At 68.6% G+C, this 19,447-nt stretch carries 16 protein-coding genes; 11 read left to right on the top strand and 5 right to left on the bottom strand.

All coding sequences use genetic code 11. The features are described 5' to 3' along the window. The first annotated feature begins 45 nt into the window (after positions 1-45). The 5 genes from ACNI3R_RS03940 (at position 46) to ACNI3R_RS03960 (ending at position 6,733) form a co-directional block, all read left to right on the top strand. Positions 46-3,615 carry a hydantoinase B/oxoprolinase family protein gene (locus ACNI3R_RS03940; protein WP_426180074.1) on the top strand — a complete coding sequence of 1,190 codons (3,570 nt, stop codon included), beginning with the start codon at positions 46-48 and terminating at the stop codon, positions 3,613-3,615. Continuing rightward, positions 3,615-4,268, top strand: a complete 654-nt coding sequence (locus ACNI3R_RS03945; RefSeq protein WP_426180076.1) for a DUF969 domain-containing protein — start codon at positions 3,615-3,617, stop codon at positions 4,266-4,268. The genes ACNI3R_RS03940 and ACNI3R_RS03945 overlap by 1 nt, the downstream gene beginning before the upstream one ends. Next, complete coding sequence (locus ACNI3R_RS03950; protein ID WP_426180078.1) at positions 4,265-5,206, top strand: DUF979 domain-containing protein; 942 nt, start codon at positions 4,265-4,267, stop codon at positions 5,204-5,206. Before ACNI3R_RS03945 ends, ACNI3R_RS03950 begins: the two co-directional genes overlap by 4 nt. A gap of 19 nt (positions 5,207-5,225) precedes the next feature. After that, positions 5,226-6,221 carry a DUF2891 domain-containing protein gene (locus tag ACNI3R_RS03955; RefSeq protein ID WP_426180080.1) on the top strand — a complete coding sequence of 332 codons (996 nt, stop codon included), beginning with the start codon at positions 5,226-5,228 and terminating at the stop codon, positions 6,219-6,221. A 77-nt stretch (positions 6,222-6,298) separates the two neighbouring features. Further along, positions 6,299-6,733 (top strand): acyl-CoA thioesterase, encoded by a 435-nt coding sequence (locus ACNI3R_RS03960; protein ID WP_426180082.1) that lies wholly within the window; start codon positions 6,299-6,301, stop codon positions 6,731-6,733. Between the two features lie 7 nt (positions 6,734-6,740). Here the strand turns inward: ACNI3R_RS03960 and ACNI3R_RS03965 are convergent, their stop codons facing one another. Next, a complete protein-coding gene (locus ACNI3R_RS03965) occupies positions 6,741-7,607 on the bottom strand; it encodes an alpha/beta fold hydrolase (RefSeq protein WP_426180083.1) in 867 nt (288 codons plus the stop codon). A gap of 116 nt (positions 7,608-7,723) precedes the next feature. Here ACNI3R_RS03965 and ACNI3R_RS03970 point away from each other — a divergent pair, with 116 nt between their 5' ends. From ACNI3R_RS03970 to ACNI3R_RS03985, 4 genes are all read left to right on the top strand, one after another. Then, the gene (locus ACNI3R_RS03970; RefSeq protein WP_426180263.1) at positions 7,724-8,713 is read left to right on the top strand and encodes a bile acid:sodium symporter family protein; all 990 of its coding nucleotides are present in this window, start codon (positions 7,724-7,726) and stop codon (positions 8,711-8,713) included. Between the two features lie 75 nt (positions 8,714-8,788). Beyond that, a complete protein-coding gene (locus ACNI3R_RS03975) occupies positions 8,789-10,114 on the top strand; it encodes an NCS2 family permease (protein WP_426180085.1) in 1,326 nt (441 codons plus the stop codon). A 22-nt stretch (positions 10,115-10,136) separates the two neighbouring features. Beyond that, the gene (locus ACNI3R_RS03980) at positions 10,137-11,153 is read left to right on the top strand and encodes an adenosine deaminase (RefSeq protein ID WP_426180087.1); all 1,017 of its coding nucleotides are present in this window, start codon (positions 10,137-10,139) and stop codon (positions 11,151-11,153) included. Between the two features lie 13 nt (positions 11,154-11,166). After that, on the top strand, positions 11,167-11,679 hold the full coding sequence (locus tag ACNI3R_RS03985; protein ID WP_426180091.1) for a phosphoribosyltransferase: 513 nt from the start codon (positions 11,167-11,169) through the stop codon (positions 11,677-11,679). 6 nt (positions 11,680-11,685) lie between these two features. Here ACNI3R_RS03985 and ACNI3R_RS03990 read toward each other — a convergent pair whose 3' ends face one another. After that, positions 11,686-13,287: an ATP-binding cassette domain-containing protein gene (locus ACNI3R_RS03990; RefSeq protein ID WP_426180093.1), complete on the bottom strand. Its 1,602-nt coding sequence runs from the start codon at positions 13,285-13,287 to the stop codon at positions 11,686-11,688. Between the two features lie 184 nt (positions 13,288-13,471). Here ACNI3R_RS03990 and ACNI3R_RS03995 point away from each other — a divergent pair, with 184 nt between their 5' ends. Beyond that, entirely contained in the window at positions 13,472-14,149 is a 678-nt protein-coding gene (locus tag ACNI3R_RS03995; RefSeq protein ID WP_426180095.1) for a peptidylprolyl isomerase, read from the top strand. 4 nt (positions 14,150-14,153) lie between these two features. Here ACNI3R_RS03995 and ACNI3R_RS04000 read toward each other — a convergent pair whose 3' ends face one another. The 3 genes from ACNI3R_RS04000 to ACNI3R_RS04010 are packed head-to-tail and all read right to left on the bottom strand — an operon-like array spanning position 14,154 to position 18,120. Beyond that, positions 14,154-15,665: a malonate--CoA ligase gene (locus ACNI3R_RS04000; protein WP_426180098.1), complete on the bottom strand. Its 1,512-nt coding sequence runs from the start codon at positions 15,663-15,665 to the stop codon at positions 14,154-14,156. Between the two features lie 11 nt (positions 15,666-15,676). Then, entirely contained in the window at positions 15,677-16,999 is a 1,323-nt protein-coding gene (locus ACNI3R_RS04005; RefSeq protein ID WP_426180100.1) for a lipopolysaccharide biosynthesis protein, read from the bottom strand. Beyond that, positions 16,996-18,120, bottom strand: coding sequence for a glycosyltransferase (locus tag ACNI3R_RS04010; RefSeq protein ID WP_426180102.1), 1,125 nt, complete (start codon positions 18,118-18,120; stop codon positions 16,996-16,998). The genes ACNI3R_RS04005 and ACNI3R_RS04010 overlap by 4 nt, the downstream gene beginning before the upstream one ends. A 79-nt stretch (positions 18,121-18,199) precedes the next feature. Here ACNI3R_RS04010 and ACNI3R_RS04015 point away from each other — a divergent pair, with 79 nt between their 5' ends. After that, a complete protein-coding gene (locus ACNI3R_RS04015) occupies positions 18,200-19,342 on the top strand; it encodes a sugar-transfer associated ATP-grasp domain-containing protein (protein WP_426180105.1) in 1,143 nt (380 codons plus the stop codon). Positions 19,343-19,447 lie beyond the last annotated feature (105 nt).

Genomic DNA, 19,447 nt, shown 5'->3' on the forward strand with positions numbered 1-19,447 from the left:
GGACACCGGCTACCGGTCGCAACGGCGCTTTGCTAGGCTGGTTGCGTGACCTGGCATTTCTGGATCGATCGCGGCGGGACCTTCACCGATGTCGTGGCCCGCGACCCGGCAGGGCGGATCGTCACCGCCAAGCTGCTGTCCGAGGACCCCGAGCGCTATGACGATGCGGCGGTCGCGGCGATCCGTCGGCTGACCGACTCCCCCACAGGACCGCTGCCCTCGCTCGAAGTGAGGATCGGAACCACCGTCGCGACCAATGCCCTGCTCGAACGCAAGGGCGAACCGACGCTGCTCGCGATCACACGCGGCTTCGGCGATGCCCTGACGATCGGCCATCAGGAACGGCCCGAGCTGTTCGCCCGCGCCATTCGTCGTCCCCCGCCCGTGCACGACCGCACGATCGAAATAGACGAGCGTGTGTCGGCCGAGGGCAAGGTGCTGCGCCCGCTCGACCGGGAGGCAGCATCGGCGGCGCTCCGCAAGGCCTATGCCGACGGCTACCGCGCCATCGCCATCGTGCTGATGCACGGCTATCGCTACCCCGCGCATGAAGCCGCGCTCGCCGAAATCGCGCGCGAGATCGGTTTCGAGCAGGTTTCGGCGAGCCATGACGTGGCCCCACTGATCAAGCTGATCGCGCGCGGCGACACCAGCGTGGTCGATGCCTACCTGTCCCCGGTGCTAAAGCGCTATGTCGACGGCGTTCGCCGGGCGCTGGGCGACGGGCCGACGCCTTTGTTCATGCAGTCCAATGGCGGGCTGATCGAGGGCGATGCCTTTCACGGCAAGGACGCGATCCTGTCGGGACCGGCGGGCGGGATCGTCGGCATGGCGCGGACCGCGCAGGCGGCGGGCTTCGATCATGTCATCGGCTTCGACATGGGTGGCACCTCGACCGACGTGTCGCTGTTCGCGGGCGATTATGAGCGCGAGACCGAGACACGCATCGCCGGTGCCCGCATCCGCGCGCCGATGATGAAGATCCATACGGTCGCAGCCGGAGGCGGGTCGATCTGCCGCTTCGACAAGGGCCGCTTCCGCGTCGGCCCGGAATCGGCCGGCGCGGTGCCGGGCCCCGCCTGCTACCGGCGCGGCGGGCCGCTGACCGTGACCGATTGCAACGTCATGCTGGGCAAGATCCAGCCCGATCATTTCCCCCGGCTGTTCGGCCCGGCGGGGGACGAGCCGATCGACCGTACGGCGGTCGAAGCGCGCTTCGCCGAACTGCTCGCCGAAGCCGGGACTGATATCGATCCGCGCGTGGCAGCAGAGGGGATGGTCGCGATCGCCGTCGCCAATATGGCGCATGCGATCAAGGCGGTCTCGATCGGCGCCGGCCATGATCCCGCCCGCTTCACCCTCGCCTGCTTCGGCGGCGCCGGTGGACAGCATGCCTGTCTGGTCGCCGACGCCCTGTCGATCGAGCGGGTGATGATCCACCCGCTGGCCGGCGTGCTGTCGGCCTATGGCATTGGCCTCGCCGATCGCGGTGTGATCCGCGAGCGCAGCACCGCGCTGCGGCTCGATGACGCGGACGGACTCGCCAGCGAGGTCGAAGCGCTGTCCCTCGAAGCGCGGATGGCGCTGCCCGCAGCTACCAACATCGTCGCCACCATCCTCGTCCGCTATGCCGCCAGCGATTCCGCGATTCCTGTGCCTCTCGCAGACGCTGCGACGATGCGCGCCGCGTTCGAGGCTGCCTTCTCCCGCCGCTTCGGCTTTGCCGGCCAGGGTGACCCGATCGTCGATGCGGTCCGGGTCGAGGCGCTGGTGAAGGGGGCAACCGGCACGGAGGCGGTCGTTACCCTGCCGCTCGAAGAGCCGAGGCCGCTTGCGACCGTCCGCTGCTGGATGGACGGGGCCGAGCGCGCGACGCCGCTGTTCGACCGGGCGGCGATGCCCGCCGGCTTCGCGGTGGACGGGCCGGCTTTGATCGTCGATCCGGTCGCGACCACCGCCGTCGAGCCAGGCTGGCGCGCCACGGTCGATGGCCTCGGCAACCTGATCCTCGATCGAACGGCCCCTCGCCCGCAATCGGCGCGTTTCGAGCAGGGCGTCGAGGCCGATCCGATCCGGCTCGAGATCTTCGCGGGCATGTTCATGGCCATCGCCGAGGAGATGGGGGCGGCGCTGCGCCAGAGCGCCTCGTCGGTGAACATCCGCGAGCGGCTCGATTTCTCCTGCGCGCTGTTCGACGCCGCCGGCAATCTGGTCGCCAATGCGCCGCACATCCCCGTCCATCTCGGCTCGATGGGCGACAGCATCCGTACGATCATCGCCCGGCGCGGCGACGGGCGCGACGGGCGCGGCATGAAGCCGGGCGACGCCTATGCGCTCAACGCGCCCTATCAGGGCGGCACCCATCTGCCCGACATCACCGTCATCATGCCGGTCTTCGTCGAACCGGACGATACGGCGCCCGCCTTCTTCGTCGCGGCGCGCGGCCATCATGCCGATGTCGGCGGGATCAGCCCCGGGTCGATGCCGTCGAACAGCCGGACGATCGACGAGGAGGGCATCATCCTCGACAATGTGCTGCTGGTCGATGCGGGGCACTTCCGCGAGGTCGACATGCGCGCGATCCTCGCCGACGATCGCTGGCCCGCGCGCAACCCCGACCAGAATATCGCCGACCTCGCCGCGCAGATCGCCGCCTGTACGCGCGGCGCAGACGCCTTGCGCGCGCTGGCGATCAGCCAGGGACGCGCGGCGGTATCGGCCTATATGGAGCATGTGCAGGCGAACGCGGAGGCCGCCGTCCGGGCTTTGATCCCGAACCTGCGCGACGGCGAGGCGGCCGTGGAGATGGACAATGGCGCAGTCATCCGCGTCGCTGTCCGGATCGACCGCGAGGCCAGCGCGATACACATCGACTTTGCCGGGACGAGTGCGCAGCTGCCCGGCAATTACAATGCGCCGCTGTCCGTGGTGCGCGCGGCGGCGCTCTATGCGGTGCGCCTTCTGATCGACCAGCCCGTCCCGCTCAACGACGGCTGCCTGCGCCCGGTGGCGCTCCACGTTCCAGAGGGATCGATGCTCAACCCGCGCCACCCGGCAGCTGTGGTCGCCGGCAATGTCGAGACCAGCCAGGCGATCACCGACGCGCTGCTGCTGGCCTTCGGCGCGATGGCGGGCAGCCAGGGGACGATGAACAACTTCACCTTCGGCGACGCGACCCACCAATATTATGAGACGATCGCCGGCGGATCGGGGGCAGGCCCCGGCTTTGACGGCTGCGCCGCCGTGCAGACCCACATGACCAACAGCCGCCTGACCGACCCGGAAATCCTCGAAAGCCGCTTCCCGGTGCTGGTCGAGCGTTTCGCGATCCGCACCGGATCGGGCGGAGCCGGGCAATGGCATGGCGGTGAAGGCGCGGTCCGGCACATCCGCTTTCACGCGCCGATGCATGTCGACATCCTGTCGAACCGCCGCCGCACCGCGCCCCCCGGCCTCCACGGCGGAGGCGACGGGCAGCCCGGCATCAACCAGATCGAGCGCGCCGACGGACGGGTCGAGGAGCTGCCTGCCACCGCCTCGGCCGAGCTGGAAGCGGGCGACCTGTTCGTGATCGAGACCCCCGGCGGTGGTGGCTGCGGCTTGAGGAACGCCTGATGCTGGTCCTGTCCGGCATCGTCATCATCGTCGCGGGCTTCCTGCTCCGCTTCAACCCGCTGCTGGTCGTGCTCGCCTCGGCGATGGCGACGGGGCTCGCCGCCGGGATCGGGCCGCTCGACCTGCTCGCCGCCTTCGGCAAGGCGTTCAACGACAGCCGCTATGTCACCGTCATCTACATGGTGCTGCCGGTGATCGGCCTGCTCGAACGCCACGGGCTGCAGGAGCGTGCGCGGACGCTGATCGCCGGGCTCAAGGGCTTCACCGTCGGACGGCTGCTGCTCGGCTATCTGGCGTTCCGGCAGATCACGGCGGCGCTCGGCCTCGTCTCGGTCGCCGGTCATGCGCAGACCGTCCGTCCGCTGGTCGCGCCGATGGCGGAAGCCGCCGCGCAACAGCAGAGCGGCGAGGCCGAGCGCGACGAGGAAGCTGCCGCCATGGCCGCCGCGACCGACAATATCGGCCTTTTCTTCGGCGAGGACATCTTCATCGCGATCGGGTCGATCCTGCTGATGAAGGGCGTGCTCGAAACCTATGGCTATGCGATCGAGCCGCTGCACCTGTCGGTCTGGGCGATACCTACCGCGATCGCCGCCTTCCTGATCCACGGCCTGCGCCTGTGGCTGTTCGACCGGCGGAGGACGCGCCGATGATCGGGCTCAACGCGGTCTATCCCTTCGCCGGGCTGATCTTCCTCGCCTTCGCCGCCTCGGCGCTGCACGACCGCAGCAATGCGAAGCGGCTCGGCAATGCCGGCTTCTACGCGCTGATCGCGCTGAGCCTGATCGCCGGTGACCGTCTCGGTGATCTCGGCAATGGCGCCCTCGTGCTGGGTCTCGTTGCGATCGCCGGTCTCGGCCTGATGGGGCGCGGCGCGTCCGCCTCGACCTCGCCCGAAGAGCGCAGCGCAGAAGCAGCGCGGCGGCGCAACCGGCTGTTCGTGCCGGCACTCATCATCCCGATCACGGCACTGGTCGGCACGCTGATCTTCAAGCAATTGCCGGGCGCGATCGACACGAAGCAGGCAACCCTCGTCGCGCTGAGCCTGGGCGTCATCCTCGCGCTCGGCACCGCCCTCCTCTGGTTTCGGCCGCGCCCGATGACGGCCTTCGACGAGGGCCGGCGGCTGATGGACGGGGTCGGCTGGGCCGCCGTCCTGCCGCAGATGCTGGCGAGCCTCGGCGCGGTCTTCGCGCTCGCCGGAGTCGGCGAGGTCGTCGGCGGGCTGGTCGGCGCGATGATCCCGCAGGGCAGCCTGATCGGCGCGGTGCTCGCTTACACGCTGGGCATGGCGCTGTTCACGATCGTCATGGGCAATGCCTTCGCCGCCTTCCCGGTGATGGCGGCGGCGGTGGGCATCCCGCTGCTGATCCAGGGTGCGGGCGGCGATCCCGCGATCGTCGCGGCGATCGGCATGCTCGCCGGTTTCTGCGGCACGCTGATGACCCCCATGGCCGCCAACTTCAATCTGGTCCCGGCGGCGCTGCTCGACCTGAAGGACCGCAACGCCGTCATTCGCGCGCAGATCCCGACCGCACTGCCGCTGCTCGCGGTCAATATCGCGCTGCTCTACTGGCTCGCCTTCCGCTGACCCCGCCCGGAAATCTCTTATGACGGTGACTCTCACCCCCGCGCTCGCTTCCTCCTTCGCCGCCATGACGCTCGGCCATCTTGGCCGTCAATGGCCGTACAAGCTCGACCATGTGATGACCGGGCCGGAGGACGTGCGCGCGCCGATCGACTTCCATCCGATATTCCACGGCAGCTTCGACTGGCACAGCTGCGTCCATGGCTGGTGGCAGGTGATGCGGCTTCTGCGCCGTTTCCCGGATCTGCCACAGGCGGATGAAATCCGCGCGCGGGCCGATGCGATGCTGGTCCCGGACAAGGTCGCGGGCGAACTCGCCTATCTGGCGCGCCCGGCCTCGGGCGGATTCGAGCGGCCCTATGGCTGGGGCTGGCTGCTCGCGCTCCACGACGAACTCGGCCGCCATGCCGAGGATCGCTGGGCCAGAACGCTTGCCCCACTGGCGGAAGCCTTCGCCGCGCGCTTCACTGCCTATCTGCCGAAGCTGACCTATCCGATCCGGGTGGGCACCCATTTCAACAGCAGCTTCGCGCTGGTCCACGCCCATCGCTGGGCGAAGCGCCACGATCCCGCACTCCGCACGCGGATAGAAACGCGCGCGCTCGACTGGTTCGGCGAGGATCGCGGCTGCCAGGCGTGGGAACCCGGCGGCGACGAATTCCTCTCCCCCGCGCTCAGCGAGGCGCATCTGATGCGCGAAGTCCTGCCACCGGATCGCTTCATCGCCTGGTTCGACGTTTTCCTGCCGGTGGTTCCGGAGATGCTGCTCACGCCCGCTTTCGTGTCCGATCGCAGCGACGGCAAGATCGCCCATCTCGACGGCCTCAACCTCAGCCGCGCGTGGAACTGGCGCGCCATCGCCTCGGCCCTGCCGCCCGATCATCCCGTTCGGCAGGTCGCCGCCGACGCCGCTGCGCGCCACGTCGCAGCGGCCCTACCCCATCTCGGCGACGATTATATGGGCGAGCATTGGCTGGCGAGCTTCGCGCTGCTCGCGCTCGACGACCTGCCCGAATGAGGCCACGAGGCCCGATCTTGTTTCAATTCGCGGCGCACCGCGGCTAGAGGCTGGCCCGACCAAAGGAGACGCGCCCCATGACCAACCTCCAGGACCTGTCCTTCGAGCAATTCCCGTTCCGGACCTTCGACAAGCTGCGCTATTCCGACACCGACCGGCAGGGCCATGTGAACAATGCGGTCTTCTCGACCTTTCTCGAAACCGGCCGGGTCGAGTTTCTCTATGACGCGGTGCGCCCGCTGCTGGCGGCGCAGGCGGCCTTCGTCATCGCCAATCTGAACCTGCAGTTCGTCTCCGAGATACGCTGGCCGGGGCAGGTCGATATCGGCACGGCGGTGCTGCGCGTCGGGACCAGTTCGCTCGGCCTCTATCAGGGTCTGTTCCAGGAAGGGCGACGGGTCGCCTCGGCCGAAACCGTGATCGTCCAGATGGATGAACAGACCCGCAAATCCTGCCCGCTGTCGCAGGACGCCCGCGACTTCCTGTCGCGCCACCTGATCACGGCGGACTGAGAGCGGTTCAACCCAGAAAGTCGCGCAGCAGCGTGATGAAATCCTCGCGCCGGTCATGGTGGACCCAGTGGCCGGCATCGGCGAACAGCTCGACCTGTGCATCGCGAAAGCGGGCCGCCCGCCCATCGCCCGCCGGGTTCGACGCCCAGCTGTCGGCGCCGTAGACGAGCAGCACCGGGCAGCTGATCGCCGCCCACATCAGCTCCTTGGTCGCGTGCGGGATGTCGACGCCATTGGGCGGGAACAGCGCGGGATCATGTTTCAGGCGCACCGTGCCGTCGGGATTGTCGCGCGCCGCGTGACGCGCGAGATGCTCGACCGTCTCGGGGCTGAGGCGCGGATCGATCTGGCGCATCCGCTCGAACAGGGCGGCCCGATCGGGATAGTCGCGCGGCTGGCGCGCGAGATGGCGCGCCCGCTCCTCCAGATAGTCGCGCAGCAGCGCCAGCTGGTCCTGCGCGGCCCGGCGGGCGACGACCTCGGGCGAGTCGCCCAGCCCCTCGATATTGACGAGGCGCGTCACCCGATCGGGATAGAGGCCCGCGAAACGCGTGACGATATTGCCGCCGAGCGAATGACCGACCATCGCGCAGGGCGGCAGATCGAGCAGGCGGACGAGCGCGGCGAAATCCTCCAGATAGGCGAAGAGCTCATAACCGCCGTCGCGCGACCATTCGCTGTCGCCATGGCCGCGCAGGTCCGGAACGATGACCCGATGACTGTCGGCGAAGGCCCGCGCCACCCAGTCCCAACTGCGCGCATGATCGCGCCCGCCATGCTGGAGGATCAGCGGCGGGGCCGACGGATAGCCCCATTCGACGATGTTGAGCCGGATGCGGGGGGCATCGATCGAATAGCTGCGCGGTTCTGCCATGCCCCCGCGATAGGCGCTGTCGGGCGCCAGACCAAGCCCCGTGCCGCCCGCCCGGCCGCAATCGCGTCCGGGATCGCGGGTTGACGCTGGCCGGTCGCGACGACATGCCCCGACCGATGCGCCTCCTCCTTCGCCTGCTGAAGGGGCTCGACCCCTTCCTCGTCCTGCTGACGCTGGTCGTCGTCATCGCCTCTTTGCTGCCAGCGCGGGGGCTGGCGGTCGCATGGTTCGAAGGCGCGACCGATGCCGCGATCGTGCTGCTCTTCTTCCTGCACGGGGCCAAGCTGTCGCGCGAGGCGATCCTGGCGGGGATCGGCAACTGGCGGCTGCACCTGCTCGTGCTGGCCTCCTCTTTCCTGCTCTTCCCGCTGCTCGGCTGGACGCTCGCCGAGAGCGCCACGGCGGTAACGACGCCGGAAATCGTCTCGGGCCTGCTGTTCCTGTCCCTGCTCCCATCGACGGTACAGTCGTCGATCGCCTTCACCGCGATGGCCAGGGGCAATGTGCCGGCGGCGGTCTGCAGCGCGTCGCTGTCGAACATCGTCGGGATCGTGCTGACCCCGGTGCTGGTCGGCCTGCTGATCCATGTTCCGGGGCAGGCGCCGGGCATATCGACCGACGCGATCGTCTCGATCATGCTCCAGCTGCTCCTGCCCTTCGTCGCGGGGCACCTCTCGCGTCCGCTGATCGGCGGCTTCGTCGCGCGCCATCGCGCGATTCTCTCCTATGTCGATCGCTCGTCGATCCTGCTGGTCGTCTATACCGCGTTCAGCGCAGCAGTCGTCGGCGGGATCTGGCAGCGAACCGAGGCGGCCGACCTGCTCGCCATCCTGCTGCTCAGCGCGGTGCTGCTCGCCCTGGTCATGGGCGCCAATCTGTTCCTCGCCCGGCGGATCGGCCTGCCGCGCGAGGACGAGATCGTCCTGCTCTTCTGCGGGTCGAAGAAGAGCCTCGTTTCGGGCGTACCGATGGCAGGGGCGATCTTCGCGCCGGCGCAGGTCGGGATCATCATCCTGCCGCTGATGATCTTCCACCAGCTCCAGCTGTTCGTGTGCGCGGTGGCGGCGGGTCGCTATGCCCGCGCGACGGAGGACGTGCCCGCTTGAAGCGCCATTGCGCGCCCTTGCGGCGCTGCTAGGATCGCAGCGGAGAGGATCATTCAGCGACCGGGGGACCGCCCATTGCCTCTTCTACGCGAACGCCTCGACCGCCATTTTCAGCTGACGGAGCGCGGCACGACCGTCCGCACCGAGATATTGGCAGGTGCGACGACCTTCCTGACCATGGCCTATATCATCCTGGTCAACCCGGCGATCCTGGGTCAGGCGGGGATGCCGGTGGCTGCCGTCGCTGCCGCGACCTGCCTGGCGGCGGCCTTCGCCAGCGTGCTGATGGGGCTGGTCGCTAACGTCCCGCTCGCGCTCGCCCCCGGCATGGGGCTCAACGCCTATTTCAGCTTCACCGTCGTTCAGGGCATGGGCATCCCCTGGCCGGTGGCGCTGGCCTGCGTCTTCCTGTCGGGGGTCGTCTTCCTGCTGCTGACACTCGGCGGCATCCGACAGCTGATCATCGAGGCGATCCCGCTCCACCTGTTCGCGGCGGTCGGCGGGGGCATCGGCCTGTTCATTGGCTTCATCGGGCTGAAAAATGCCGGCATCGTGGTTTCGAGCCCGGCGACGTCGGTCACGCTCGGCAAGCTGACCGAGCCCGGCGCGGCGCTAGCGCTGTTCGGCCTGCTGCTGATCGCAGCCCTCACCCTGTGGCGCGTCCGGGGCGCGATGCTGATCGGGATCGTCGTCACCACCCTGGCGGGCTGGGCGATCGGTGTGGTCAGCTTCGCCCCCCAGCCCTATGATCTCGGCGCGATCGGGGACACCGCCTTCAAGCTCGACTTGCCCGGCCTGTTCGGCGGCCATGGGCTGGGCCTGCTCGAGATCGTCTTCGTCTTCCTGTTCGTCGACCTGTTCGACAATGTCGGAACACTGGTCGCCGTCACCCGCCGCGCCGGGCTGATCGGCGCGGACGGCCGCATCCCCCGGCTCAACCGCATCCTGCTCGCTGACGCGACCGCGACGATGGTCGGGTCGGTCGCGGGCACCAGCACCGTCACCTCCTATGTCGAAAGCGCCGCCGGGGTTCAGGCGGGCGGGCGGACCGGGCTGACGGCGGTCGTCACCGGCCTGCTGTTCCTCCTGGCGATGCTCGCGGCGCCCTATGCGCAGCTGATTCCGCTGGCGGCGACCGCCCCCGCGCTGATCCTGGTCGGCGCGCTGATGATGGCGCCGCTGGCGGAGGTGCCCTGGGACGAACCCGACATCGCCATTCCTGCCTTTCTGACTCTCGTCATGATCCCCTTGAGCTTCTCGATCGCCAATGGCCTCGCCTTCGGCATCACCGCCCATGCGCTGATGAAGATGCTGAAGGGCGAGGCCCGCACTCGCGACTGGCTGCTGTTCCTGCTCGCCGGACTGTTCGTGATCCGCTTCATCTGGCTGGCGGCGGGCTGATCATCGTGTACTGCTGTCGCCCATGACCGATCTCGACTCCTTCGTGACGGGCCTGCCCAAGGCCGAACTCCATCTGCACATCGAGGGCAGCCTGGAGCCCGAGCAGATGTTCGAACTGGCGCGGCGCAACCGCATCGCCATCCCGTTCAGGAGCGTGGAGGAGCTGCGCGGCGCCTACAGCTTCTCGCGCCTGCAGGATTTTCTCGACATCTATTATCAGGGCGCCGACGTGCTGCGCACCGAAGAGGATTTCCGCGACCTCGCCCTCGCCTATTTCGACCGCGCGGCGGCCGACAATGTCCGCCATGCCGAGATCTTCTTCGATCCGCAGACCCACACCGATCGCGGCATTCCCTTCGGCGTCGTCGCCGATGGCCTGCTCGCCGCCATGGAAGAGGCCGAGCGCCGCCACGGGGTGACCAGCAAGCTCATCCTCTGCTTCCTGCGCCATCTGGACGAGGAAGCCGCACTGGCAACGCTCGCTGCTGCCGATCCCTGGCTGGGCCGCATCGTGGGCGTGGGGCTGGATTCGTCCGAAGTCGGCCATCCGCCGTCGAAGTTCGCGCGCGTGTTCGCCCGCGCCGGGGAGATGGGGCTGCTCCGCGTCGCCCATGCCGGCGAGGAAGGCCCGCCGACCTATGTCCATGAGGCGCTCGACATGCTCCATGTCGACCGGCTCGACCATGGCAATCGCGCGCTGGAGGATGCCGATCTGGTGACCCGGCTCGCGCGGTCGGCGATGACGCTGACGGTCTGCCCGCTGTCGAACCTCAAGCTGTGCGTGGTCGACGACATCGCCGCCCATCCGGTCGAGGCGATGCTCCGCCTGGGCATCAGGGCCACGATCAACTCGGACGATCCGGCCTATTTCGGCGGCTATGTGAACGATAATTATCGCGCGCTGATCCCCGCCGGCCGGCTGGATGCGCGCGACTTCGCGACACTTGCCCGCAACAGCTTCCTGGGGTCGTTCCTCGACGACGGCGCGATCACGCGCCACCTCGCCGAACTCGACGCCTATATCGCCACCGCCCATTGATCCGAGGACGCCGATGCCGACCCTGACTCCCGTCGACCAGCCCGAGTTTCTGACTGCGGTCCATTATGTCGCAGCACGGATCCGCGAGAGCGGCTGGCAGCCCGACTTCATCATCGGTGTCGGGCGCGGCGGTCTGACCCCGGCGGTCTATCTGAGCCATGCCACCGGCATCTCCATGCTGTCGGTCGACCACAGCTCGCAGCTGCCCGATTTCTCCGCCGAACTGCTGGTCACGCTGGCGGCGCGCAGCGCGACCGACCGGCTGCTGTTCGTCGATGATATCAACGACAGCGGGTCGACCATCACCCATATCCGCGAGGCCCTGACGGCGGCGGGCGGTACGCTCGACAATGTCCGCTTCGCGACGCTGATCGACAATGTCGTTTCGACCGAGCGGGTCGACTATCGCTTCCGCACGATCGACCGCACCGTCAACAAGGACTGGTTCGTCTTTCCCTGGGAGCAGATGTCCCCGGTCGACAAGGTGCTCGAGGATTCCGAGGTCGTGCCCCAGCGGCTGGCCTGATCGCGCTCAGCCGGGATCGATCGTCCCGGCGGGAAGATGCAGGCGGCGCCCGATCCCGATCGCGTCGAGAAAGGCCTCGTCATGGCTGACGACGAGGAGCGCCCCGTCATAGGCGGAGAGCCCCGCCTCCACCGCCTCGATCGCCTCCAGATCGAGATGGTTGGTCGGCTCGTCGAGTAGCAGTAGCGGTGGAGGGTTCTCCCCGCCCAGCACGCAGGCCAGCCCGGCCCGAAGCATCTGCCCGCCGCTGAGTGTCCCCACCACCTGATCCGCCGCCTCGGCACGGAAGCGGAAGCGGGCGAGTGCCGCGCGGCAGGCGTTCCGGGTGGCGCCCGGATGGCGCACAGCAAAGTTGTCCGCGATCGAGAGAGAGCGATCGAGCAGCGACACCTGCTGATCGAGCATCACCGCTCCGAGCGGACATCGCACCGTTCCGCCCAGCCGCGGCAGATGGCCGGCGATAGTGGCAAGCAGCGTGCTCTTGCCGGATCCATTGGGCCCGACGATCGCGACGCGCTCCGGGCCGCGCACCACAAGATCCAGAGGCGCTGCGAGCGGCTTTGCCAGATCGTGCCCGAACAGCAGCCCGTCGAGGACGAGAACGACCCGGTCGGAGGCGAGCCCGGTCGAGGGCATCGTGACGCGGATCGGCTCGATGATCTCCAGCCGCGCGCGCGCCGCTGAAACCGCCGCGCCGGCCTCTGCGCGCATCCGCTCAGCATTGCGCTGGTGCGCGCACCCGCTCTCCTCGGCCTGCTGCCGCCGCTTGCCGAGGAGGATCTTCGGCATATCGCCCCGCCCCGCCTTGCGCCGGCCACCCGCATCGCGCCGCGCCAGCCGCTCGCTGGCGATCTGCGCCTTGCGTCCGACCTCGTCGGCGCGCCGCTCGGCGGTCGCGACATCGTGGCGGACAGCCTCCAGCTCAGCGCTCTTCTGCGCCCGATAGTCGGCCCAGTTGCCCCCATAGCGGACCGCACCGAGCGTCGACAGTTCGACAATGGCCTGCATATGGTCGAGCAGTTCGCGGTCGTGGCTGACGACGATCGCGCCATTTCGCCAACGCATCAGAAGGTCGATCACAGCCTGCCGCCCCTCACGGTCGAGATTGTTGGTCGGCTCGTCGAACAGCAGGAAATCGGGGGCGTCGAAGGCGGCTGCTGCGAGCGCCGCCCGCGTGCGCTGCCCGCCGGACAGCGACGCCAGCGGCGTATCGGGCGGGACCGGCACGCCCATTTCGGCCAGCGCCTCCTCCAGCCGCGCTTCGAGCGTCCAGTCCGCCTCGGCCATCTCGTCGACGGAGGCGTCGCCGGCCAGGGCACGCGCGAGCAGGGCCAGCGCCTCCCGCCGCCCGAACAGATCGGCGACGGTGAGGCCGGGCGGGGGTTCGACGAGCTGGCGCAGCACGGCGATGCTGCCATCGACGATGACCTTGCCCGAGCGGGGCGCGATCTCGCCCGCGATCAGCCGCAGCAGGGTCGATTTGCCGACGCCGTTGCGGCCGACAAGGCCACAGCACTCACGCCCGAAATGGAGATCGAGATCGTCGAAAAGGGCCCGCCCTTCAGGGGTGAACCAGGACAGCCGGGAGAGATGGATCGAAGGAGACATGAGGAACGGCCTTGCTGACGAAGCTTATGGGCTTTGCTGTCAGGGGGAGGTTCATCGGATCGATCCTTCGCAGGCCGTCGGCACTGCGCCGACCCGCCACATATAGGCCCGACACCCTGTTCCGCCAAATTCGCCGCAGCTCGCGGGTTCAAATGCGCGCGGACATCTGGTCTACAATGCTGTCATGACGATGATCCGATTCGCCCTTTCCGCCCTGCTCTGTCTGTCGGCCATGCCGGCCGTCGCGCAGGATGCTCCCGCCGCTGCGCCCGCCCCGGCCGCCGCACCCGCGCCGGCCCCAGCGCCCAAGCCGGCGACGGTGCAGGTCAGCATCCTCACCAGCGAAGGGCCGATCCTGCTCGAACTGGAGAAGGAGCGCGCCCCGATCACGACCAACAATTTCCTGCGCTATGTGGACAGCAAGCGGTTCGACGCTTCGACCTTCTACCGCGCGGTCGCGGTGCCCGGCGCACCCGAACTCGGCCTCGTCCAGGGCGGAATCAAGTTCGACCCGAAGAAGGTCTTCCCGACGATCGCGCATGAGCCGACGACCAAGACCGGGCTCAAGCATGTCGACGGTACCATCTCGATGGGCCGCAACGCGCCGGGCACGGCGGCGGGCGACTTCTTCATCGTCGTCGGCGACATGAGCTATATGGACGCCAACCCCTCGGCGCCCGGCGACAATGTCGGCTATGCCGCCTTCGGCCATGTCGTCCAGGGCATGGAGGTGGTGAAGAAGATCCTCGCCGCCCCGCGCAGCCCGACGCTCGGCGAAGGGGTGATGAAGGGGCAGATGCTCGCCCCCGCGATCAAGATCATCAGCGTCCGGCGCGTCGCCGCCCCGCCCAAGGCACCCTGATCGCTCAGCCGGCGAGCAGGTCGCGATGCTCCTCGCGGAGCAGCGCCTTCTGCACCTTGCCCATCGCATTCTTCGGCAGCGCATCGACGAACAGGATCGCGCGCGGCTGCTTGTAGCGGGCGAGCCGATCGGCAAGCCCGGCGCGGATCGCCTCGGCATCGGCGAAACCCTTGTCGCGCGGCACGACGACGGCGACCGGCGCCTCGCCCAGCTCGCGGTGGGGCACGGCGATCACCGCCGATTCATGAACCTGCGGCAGCTCGTCGAGCGCGGTTTCGACCTCGGCCGGATAGACATTGTAGCCGCCAGAAATGATCAGATCCTTGGCGCGCCCGACGAGCGTGACATAGCCGCGTTCGTCGATGAAGCCGAGGTCGCCCGAGATGAAATGGCCGTCGCGAAACTCGGCAGCGGTCTTTTCCGGCATTCGCCAATAGCCCTTGAACACGTTCGGCCCGGCGATCTCGACCACCCCGACCTCGCCGACCGGCAGCGCTGCGCCCGTGTCGGGATCGGCGATGCGGATCGACACCCCCGGGAGCGGCAGGCCTACGGTGCCCGCGATCCGCTCGCCGTCATAGGGGTTCGAGATGTTCATGTTGGTCTCGGTCATGCCATAGCGTTCGAGGATCGCATGGCCGGTGCGCTCGCGGAACTCGCGGTGGATATCCGCCGACAGTGGCGCCGAGCCCGAGACTAACAGCCGCATGTGGCGAGTCAGGGCCCGGTCGAAGCGAGGATCGTCGAGCAGCCTTATGTAGAAGGTCGGCACCCCCATCATCGTCGTTGCCGAAGGCAGCCGGGCGATGACTTCACCCGCATCGAAGCGCGGCAGGAAGATCATCGAGGCCCCGGCGGCGAGGACGATGTTGGTCGCGACGAACAGCCCGTGCGTGTGGAAGATCGGCAGCGCGTGGAGCAGCACGTCTTCGGCGGTGAAGCGCCACTCCTCACGCAGCATGAAGGCGTTGGAGCCGAGATTGTCGTGACTCAGCATCGCGCCCTTGGACCGGCCGGTCGTGCCCGAGGTGTAGAGGATCGCGGCGAGATCGTCGTCCTCGCGGGGCACATCTTCGAAAGTCGTCGCGTCGGCGTCTGCCAGACCCGACAGACTGCCCTCGCGTCCGGGCCCCAGCGTTTCGACCCACGGCACGCCGACGTCGCGGGCCAAGGCCTCGGCCGCCTCGCGCATGGCCGGATCGCAGACGAACAGCGCGGGTCCGGCGTCACGGAGGAAATGGTCGAGTTCGCCGGCGGTATAGGCGGTGTTGAGCGGCAGGAAGACCGCCCCCGCCCGCAGCGCGCCCAGATAGAGCATCAGCATGTCGACGCTCTTTTCGGCCTGCACCGCGACCCGATCTCCGATGCCGACGCCGCAGGACCGCAGGACGTTGGCGAAGGCGGCCGATCGCTTTTCCAGATCGCCATAGGTGACGGTCGCGCCGTCGACGAGGTGAAGGAAGGGTGTGGACGGAGCGGGAAAGCCTGCAGCGAGGCGCGCGTAGAGATTGCTCATGGAGACGCTCTTTAGGCGCTAACGGTGCGCGGTGCAGCCCCCCGCGATGCCGCCCGGCCCAGCAGGAATCGCATCAGCAGCGACGCTGCAACCGTCGCCCCGGCCGCGCCAATCGGCCCGGCGAGATGGAGTCCGACGAAAAGCAGCGCAGCGAACAGCAGCGCCCCGAGCAAGCGGATGTGCAGCACTCTGCCCGCCTCCCCCCGCGCCACCAGCAACGGTTCGAGCGTGAACCCCGACAGGTCGACGGCCACGCCGAACGCGAGCAGCGCGAGCATCCACCGGGCAAAGGCAAACTCCTCTCCTGCCAGCAACCGGATCAATAGCGGGCCGCACAGCGTGCCGAGCAGCAGCGCCAGCACACCGAGCAACAGCCCCAGCCATGCCACGCGGGAGCCGACCAGATCGAAGGTCGCGCGGTCCGCATGCGCGTGCAGCCGGGCCAGTTCGGGATAGACGATGCGCGCGGCGATCTGGATCGGGCGGGCCAGTGCGCGCGCGATCTTGGCCGCGATGCGGAAGCCCCCGGCGGCGGTCGCACCCGCCATGCCCCCCACCGCCAACGTCGCCAGTTGCTCGGACAGGAGCCCGATCGTCCCCGCCGCATTGGTCGTCAGCATGAAATGCCAGATCCCGGGATTTTCGGTGCGGCTCCGCGACAGGCTTTCCCGCGACGGCCGGATCGGCAGGTCGGTGCAGAGCAGCGCAAGGCTCCAGGTCGCTAGGTGCTGGAGCAGCGCCGCAGCCGCCCAGGCGACCAGGAATTGTTCGACCCCGCCGCCCCGGAACCAGACGAGCCCCGCCCCGGCCAGGCGCACCAGCGGCCCCACCGCCTGGGCATAGGCGATCAGGTCGAAGCGATCGACCAGCCGCAGCATGCCGGTCGGGGTCGCGCCGATCGACAGCAGCAGGGCGACACCGAACCAGGCTGCACGCCCCTGCTCATGATCCGCCCAGCCGAGGAAGGAGGCGACCAGCGGCACTGCGAGCAGCGCAACGGCAGCCCCCAGCAGCGCCCCGGCCATGTCGAGTACCATGGTGAAAGCGAGCAGGCGCCCCAGCCGGTCGCGGGCAACGGCGGCAATGTGGAGCGTCCCGTAGCGGATCACCGTCTGCCAGGACTGGAGTTGCGCGACATTGGCGATCGCCTGCCCATAAGCGAGTATGAGCGAGAATTCGCCGAAGCCGGCCGGACCCAGCGCGCGGGCGGCGATCCCGAGATAGGCGATGCTGGCCACCGCCTGGAATCCGCGTCCGCCGAGCAGCCAGGCGAGGTTGCGCCCCATGCGCGAGAAGATGGCGGGGCCGGACGGTGCCGTCTTGGCGAGCGTCATGCAGCGTGGCGGAAGCCGTCGCGGCGGCGCGCCATCACCTCCTGCGCCAGACGCAGATAGGTGGGGGACGGGAGACCGAAGTCGCGTGCCCGGTTCCCGGGCCGGACGGCGTCGCCCGACAACTGGCGCGCGATCGCTGCAGCCAGTTCCTCCGGATCCTCACCCCCGACGAGCAGCCCGTGTCGTCCTTCGCCGAGCACGACGGCAGCATCGCCGGCCTTGCGGCTCGCGATCACCGGGGTACCGACCGCCATCGCCTCGAGCAGGGCGAGCGAAGACCCCTCCCAGCGCGAGGGCAGCACGAACAGCGCCGCCCGCGACGCCCATGCGAAGACATTGGTGGTCTCGCCCGCGAGCAGGAAATCCTCTCCCAGCCCGGCAGCCAGGGCCCGCGCTTCGAGATCGGCCCGCTCCTCCGCGCTGCCACCGCCGACGATGGCCAGCCGCAGTCGGCGCGAGCGGCGGGCGACGGCGACCGCATCGACGAGCAGCGGGAAATTCTTCTGCGGCCGCAGCCGTCCGATGCCGAGGACGACTGGCACCTCCTCCTCGAACCAGCCATGCGGCGCGGGCACCGCCGCCATGTCCAGCGCATGATCGACGTCGACCCCGCTCGCCACCGTCACCGCGTGGCCGCTCTCGACCGCGCGCCCCAGCACCGGAACCTGGCCCAGCGCAGCACCGACCAGCGCGATGCGGTCGGCATCGTCGACCAGCCGCTGCATCCAGTGCATCCGCAAAGCCCCGCGCAGACCGTCGCCCCGGCGCACCTCGTTGCTGATGCGATAGATTCGGCGGATATGGTCGATGCCGCGACAGGCGAGATGCGGCGTCGCATGGCCGAGATTGCCCATCGACAGCAGCACGCCGCCCGGCTGTTCGCGCAGCCAGCGTCGCAGCGGAAAGGCGGCGGTGACGCGCGAGGCCGCCGGGCTCGGCGCCGGCTTCATCACGGCCACCCGATAGCGCCCGATGTCGGCGGCCTCGCGAAAAAAGCCTTCCGCATGCCCCGCCACCAGCGTCGTCGGATGGTGGTCGACGCAATGATCGGCGAGCATCAGCGCATCGCGGACCACCCCGCTCGACCGGAAATCGTGAATATAGATGTAGATATGATCCATATGCCTCGGTCCGACCCGAAAGCGTCATGCTAGCCGACATATATGACGGTCCCGCGAGACGATGGAGCGCGGACGATCCATGGCGGGCTATGACCACATCTATTTCCTGAAAAAGGCCTGGCCGCTCTATCCGGGTATCATCGAGCCCCGATCGGCCAGCGTCCTTCGCGACCATTATGCGCGTCGCCGTCGCCGACGCGGGCCTGTGCGGGCCGCCGCAGATGCAATGATCGGTCTTGCCTTTCATGCCTGGATTCCGCTGCGCGCCGCCGCGGTCCAGCGCAAATTCGGCTTCGATGCGGCGTGGCGGCGACGGGCCATCGCCATCGCCCGCAGGACCTTCGCCGATCCGAACGACATCGCACTGTTTCGCATCGATAGCGCCGATCAGCTGGACCATTATATCCGCCGCTTCGAGGATGCCGCCATCAACAAGCGCCTCAATCCGCTCGGCTGGACCGGGGATTGCGTGCTCGCCGACAAGCACCGCTTTGCCGAGCGGTGCGCCGCGAGCGGCCTTCCCTGCCCGCCGACGGTGGCGCTGGTTGAGAAGGGCCGCGCCGAAGTGCGGATCGATCCCGCCGATCGGCCGATGATCGCGAAGCCGATCCGGGGCGAAGGCGGCGACGGCGTGCGCATGCTGGGCCCCGTCGCGGATCGGAAGGCCCTGCTGGCAAGGCTGCAGGGCATGAGCGAAGATCTGATCGTGCAACCGCTCATTACGGTCCATCCTGCGCTGGCCGACATTGCGCTGGGCGCTCTGCCGACCGTCCGCATCGTCACCATGCTCGACGAACAGGGCCGGCCCGAAGTGGTCAGCGCGACCTTCCGCTGCGCCTCCGACCCCAAGGCGCGCGTCGACAATATGAAGGCCGGGGGACTGATCGTCCCGGTCGATCTGGAAGAAGGCCGGCTCGGGCTCGGCTGCTTCGGCTATGGCGGCGGCGATCATGACCGCCACCCTGCCTCCGGCGCGCCGATCGAGGGGCAAAGGCTTCCCGACTGGGATGAAATGCGCGCCCTCGCCACACGCGCGCATCGCGAGGCCTTCGTCGATTATGTCGTCATAGGCTGGGACATAGCCCCGTCGCGCGAAGGCCCGGTCCTGATCGAAGGCAATGGCAAGCCCGGCGTGCTGATGCCGCAGCGCGCGGCGCGGCAGGGCCTGGGGACCGGGCGCTATGGCGCCCTGCTCGCCCATCATCTCGCCATCAAAGCGTAGCGTCGCCGTAACGCCAGCGCCCTTGGGACGTCATAGGCGCGGACTATTTTGGCCCGGCCCGACCGAACCCGCCGGAGATCGTCTCCGCGCACGGCAGGGCCGGAG

The sequence above is a fragment of the Rhizorhabdus antheiae genome, assembly GCF_049889055.1.
Taxonomy (GTDB): domain Bacteria; phylum Pseudomonadota; class Alphaproteobacteria; order Sphingomonadales; family Sphingomonadaceae; genus Rhizorhabdus.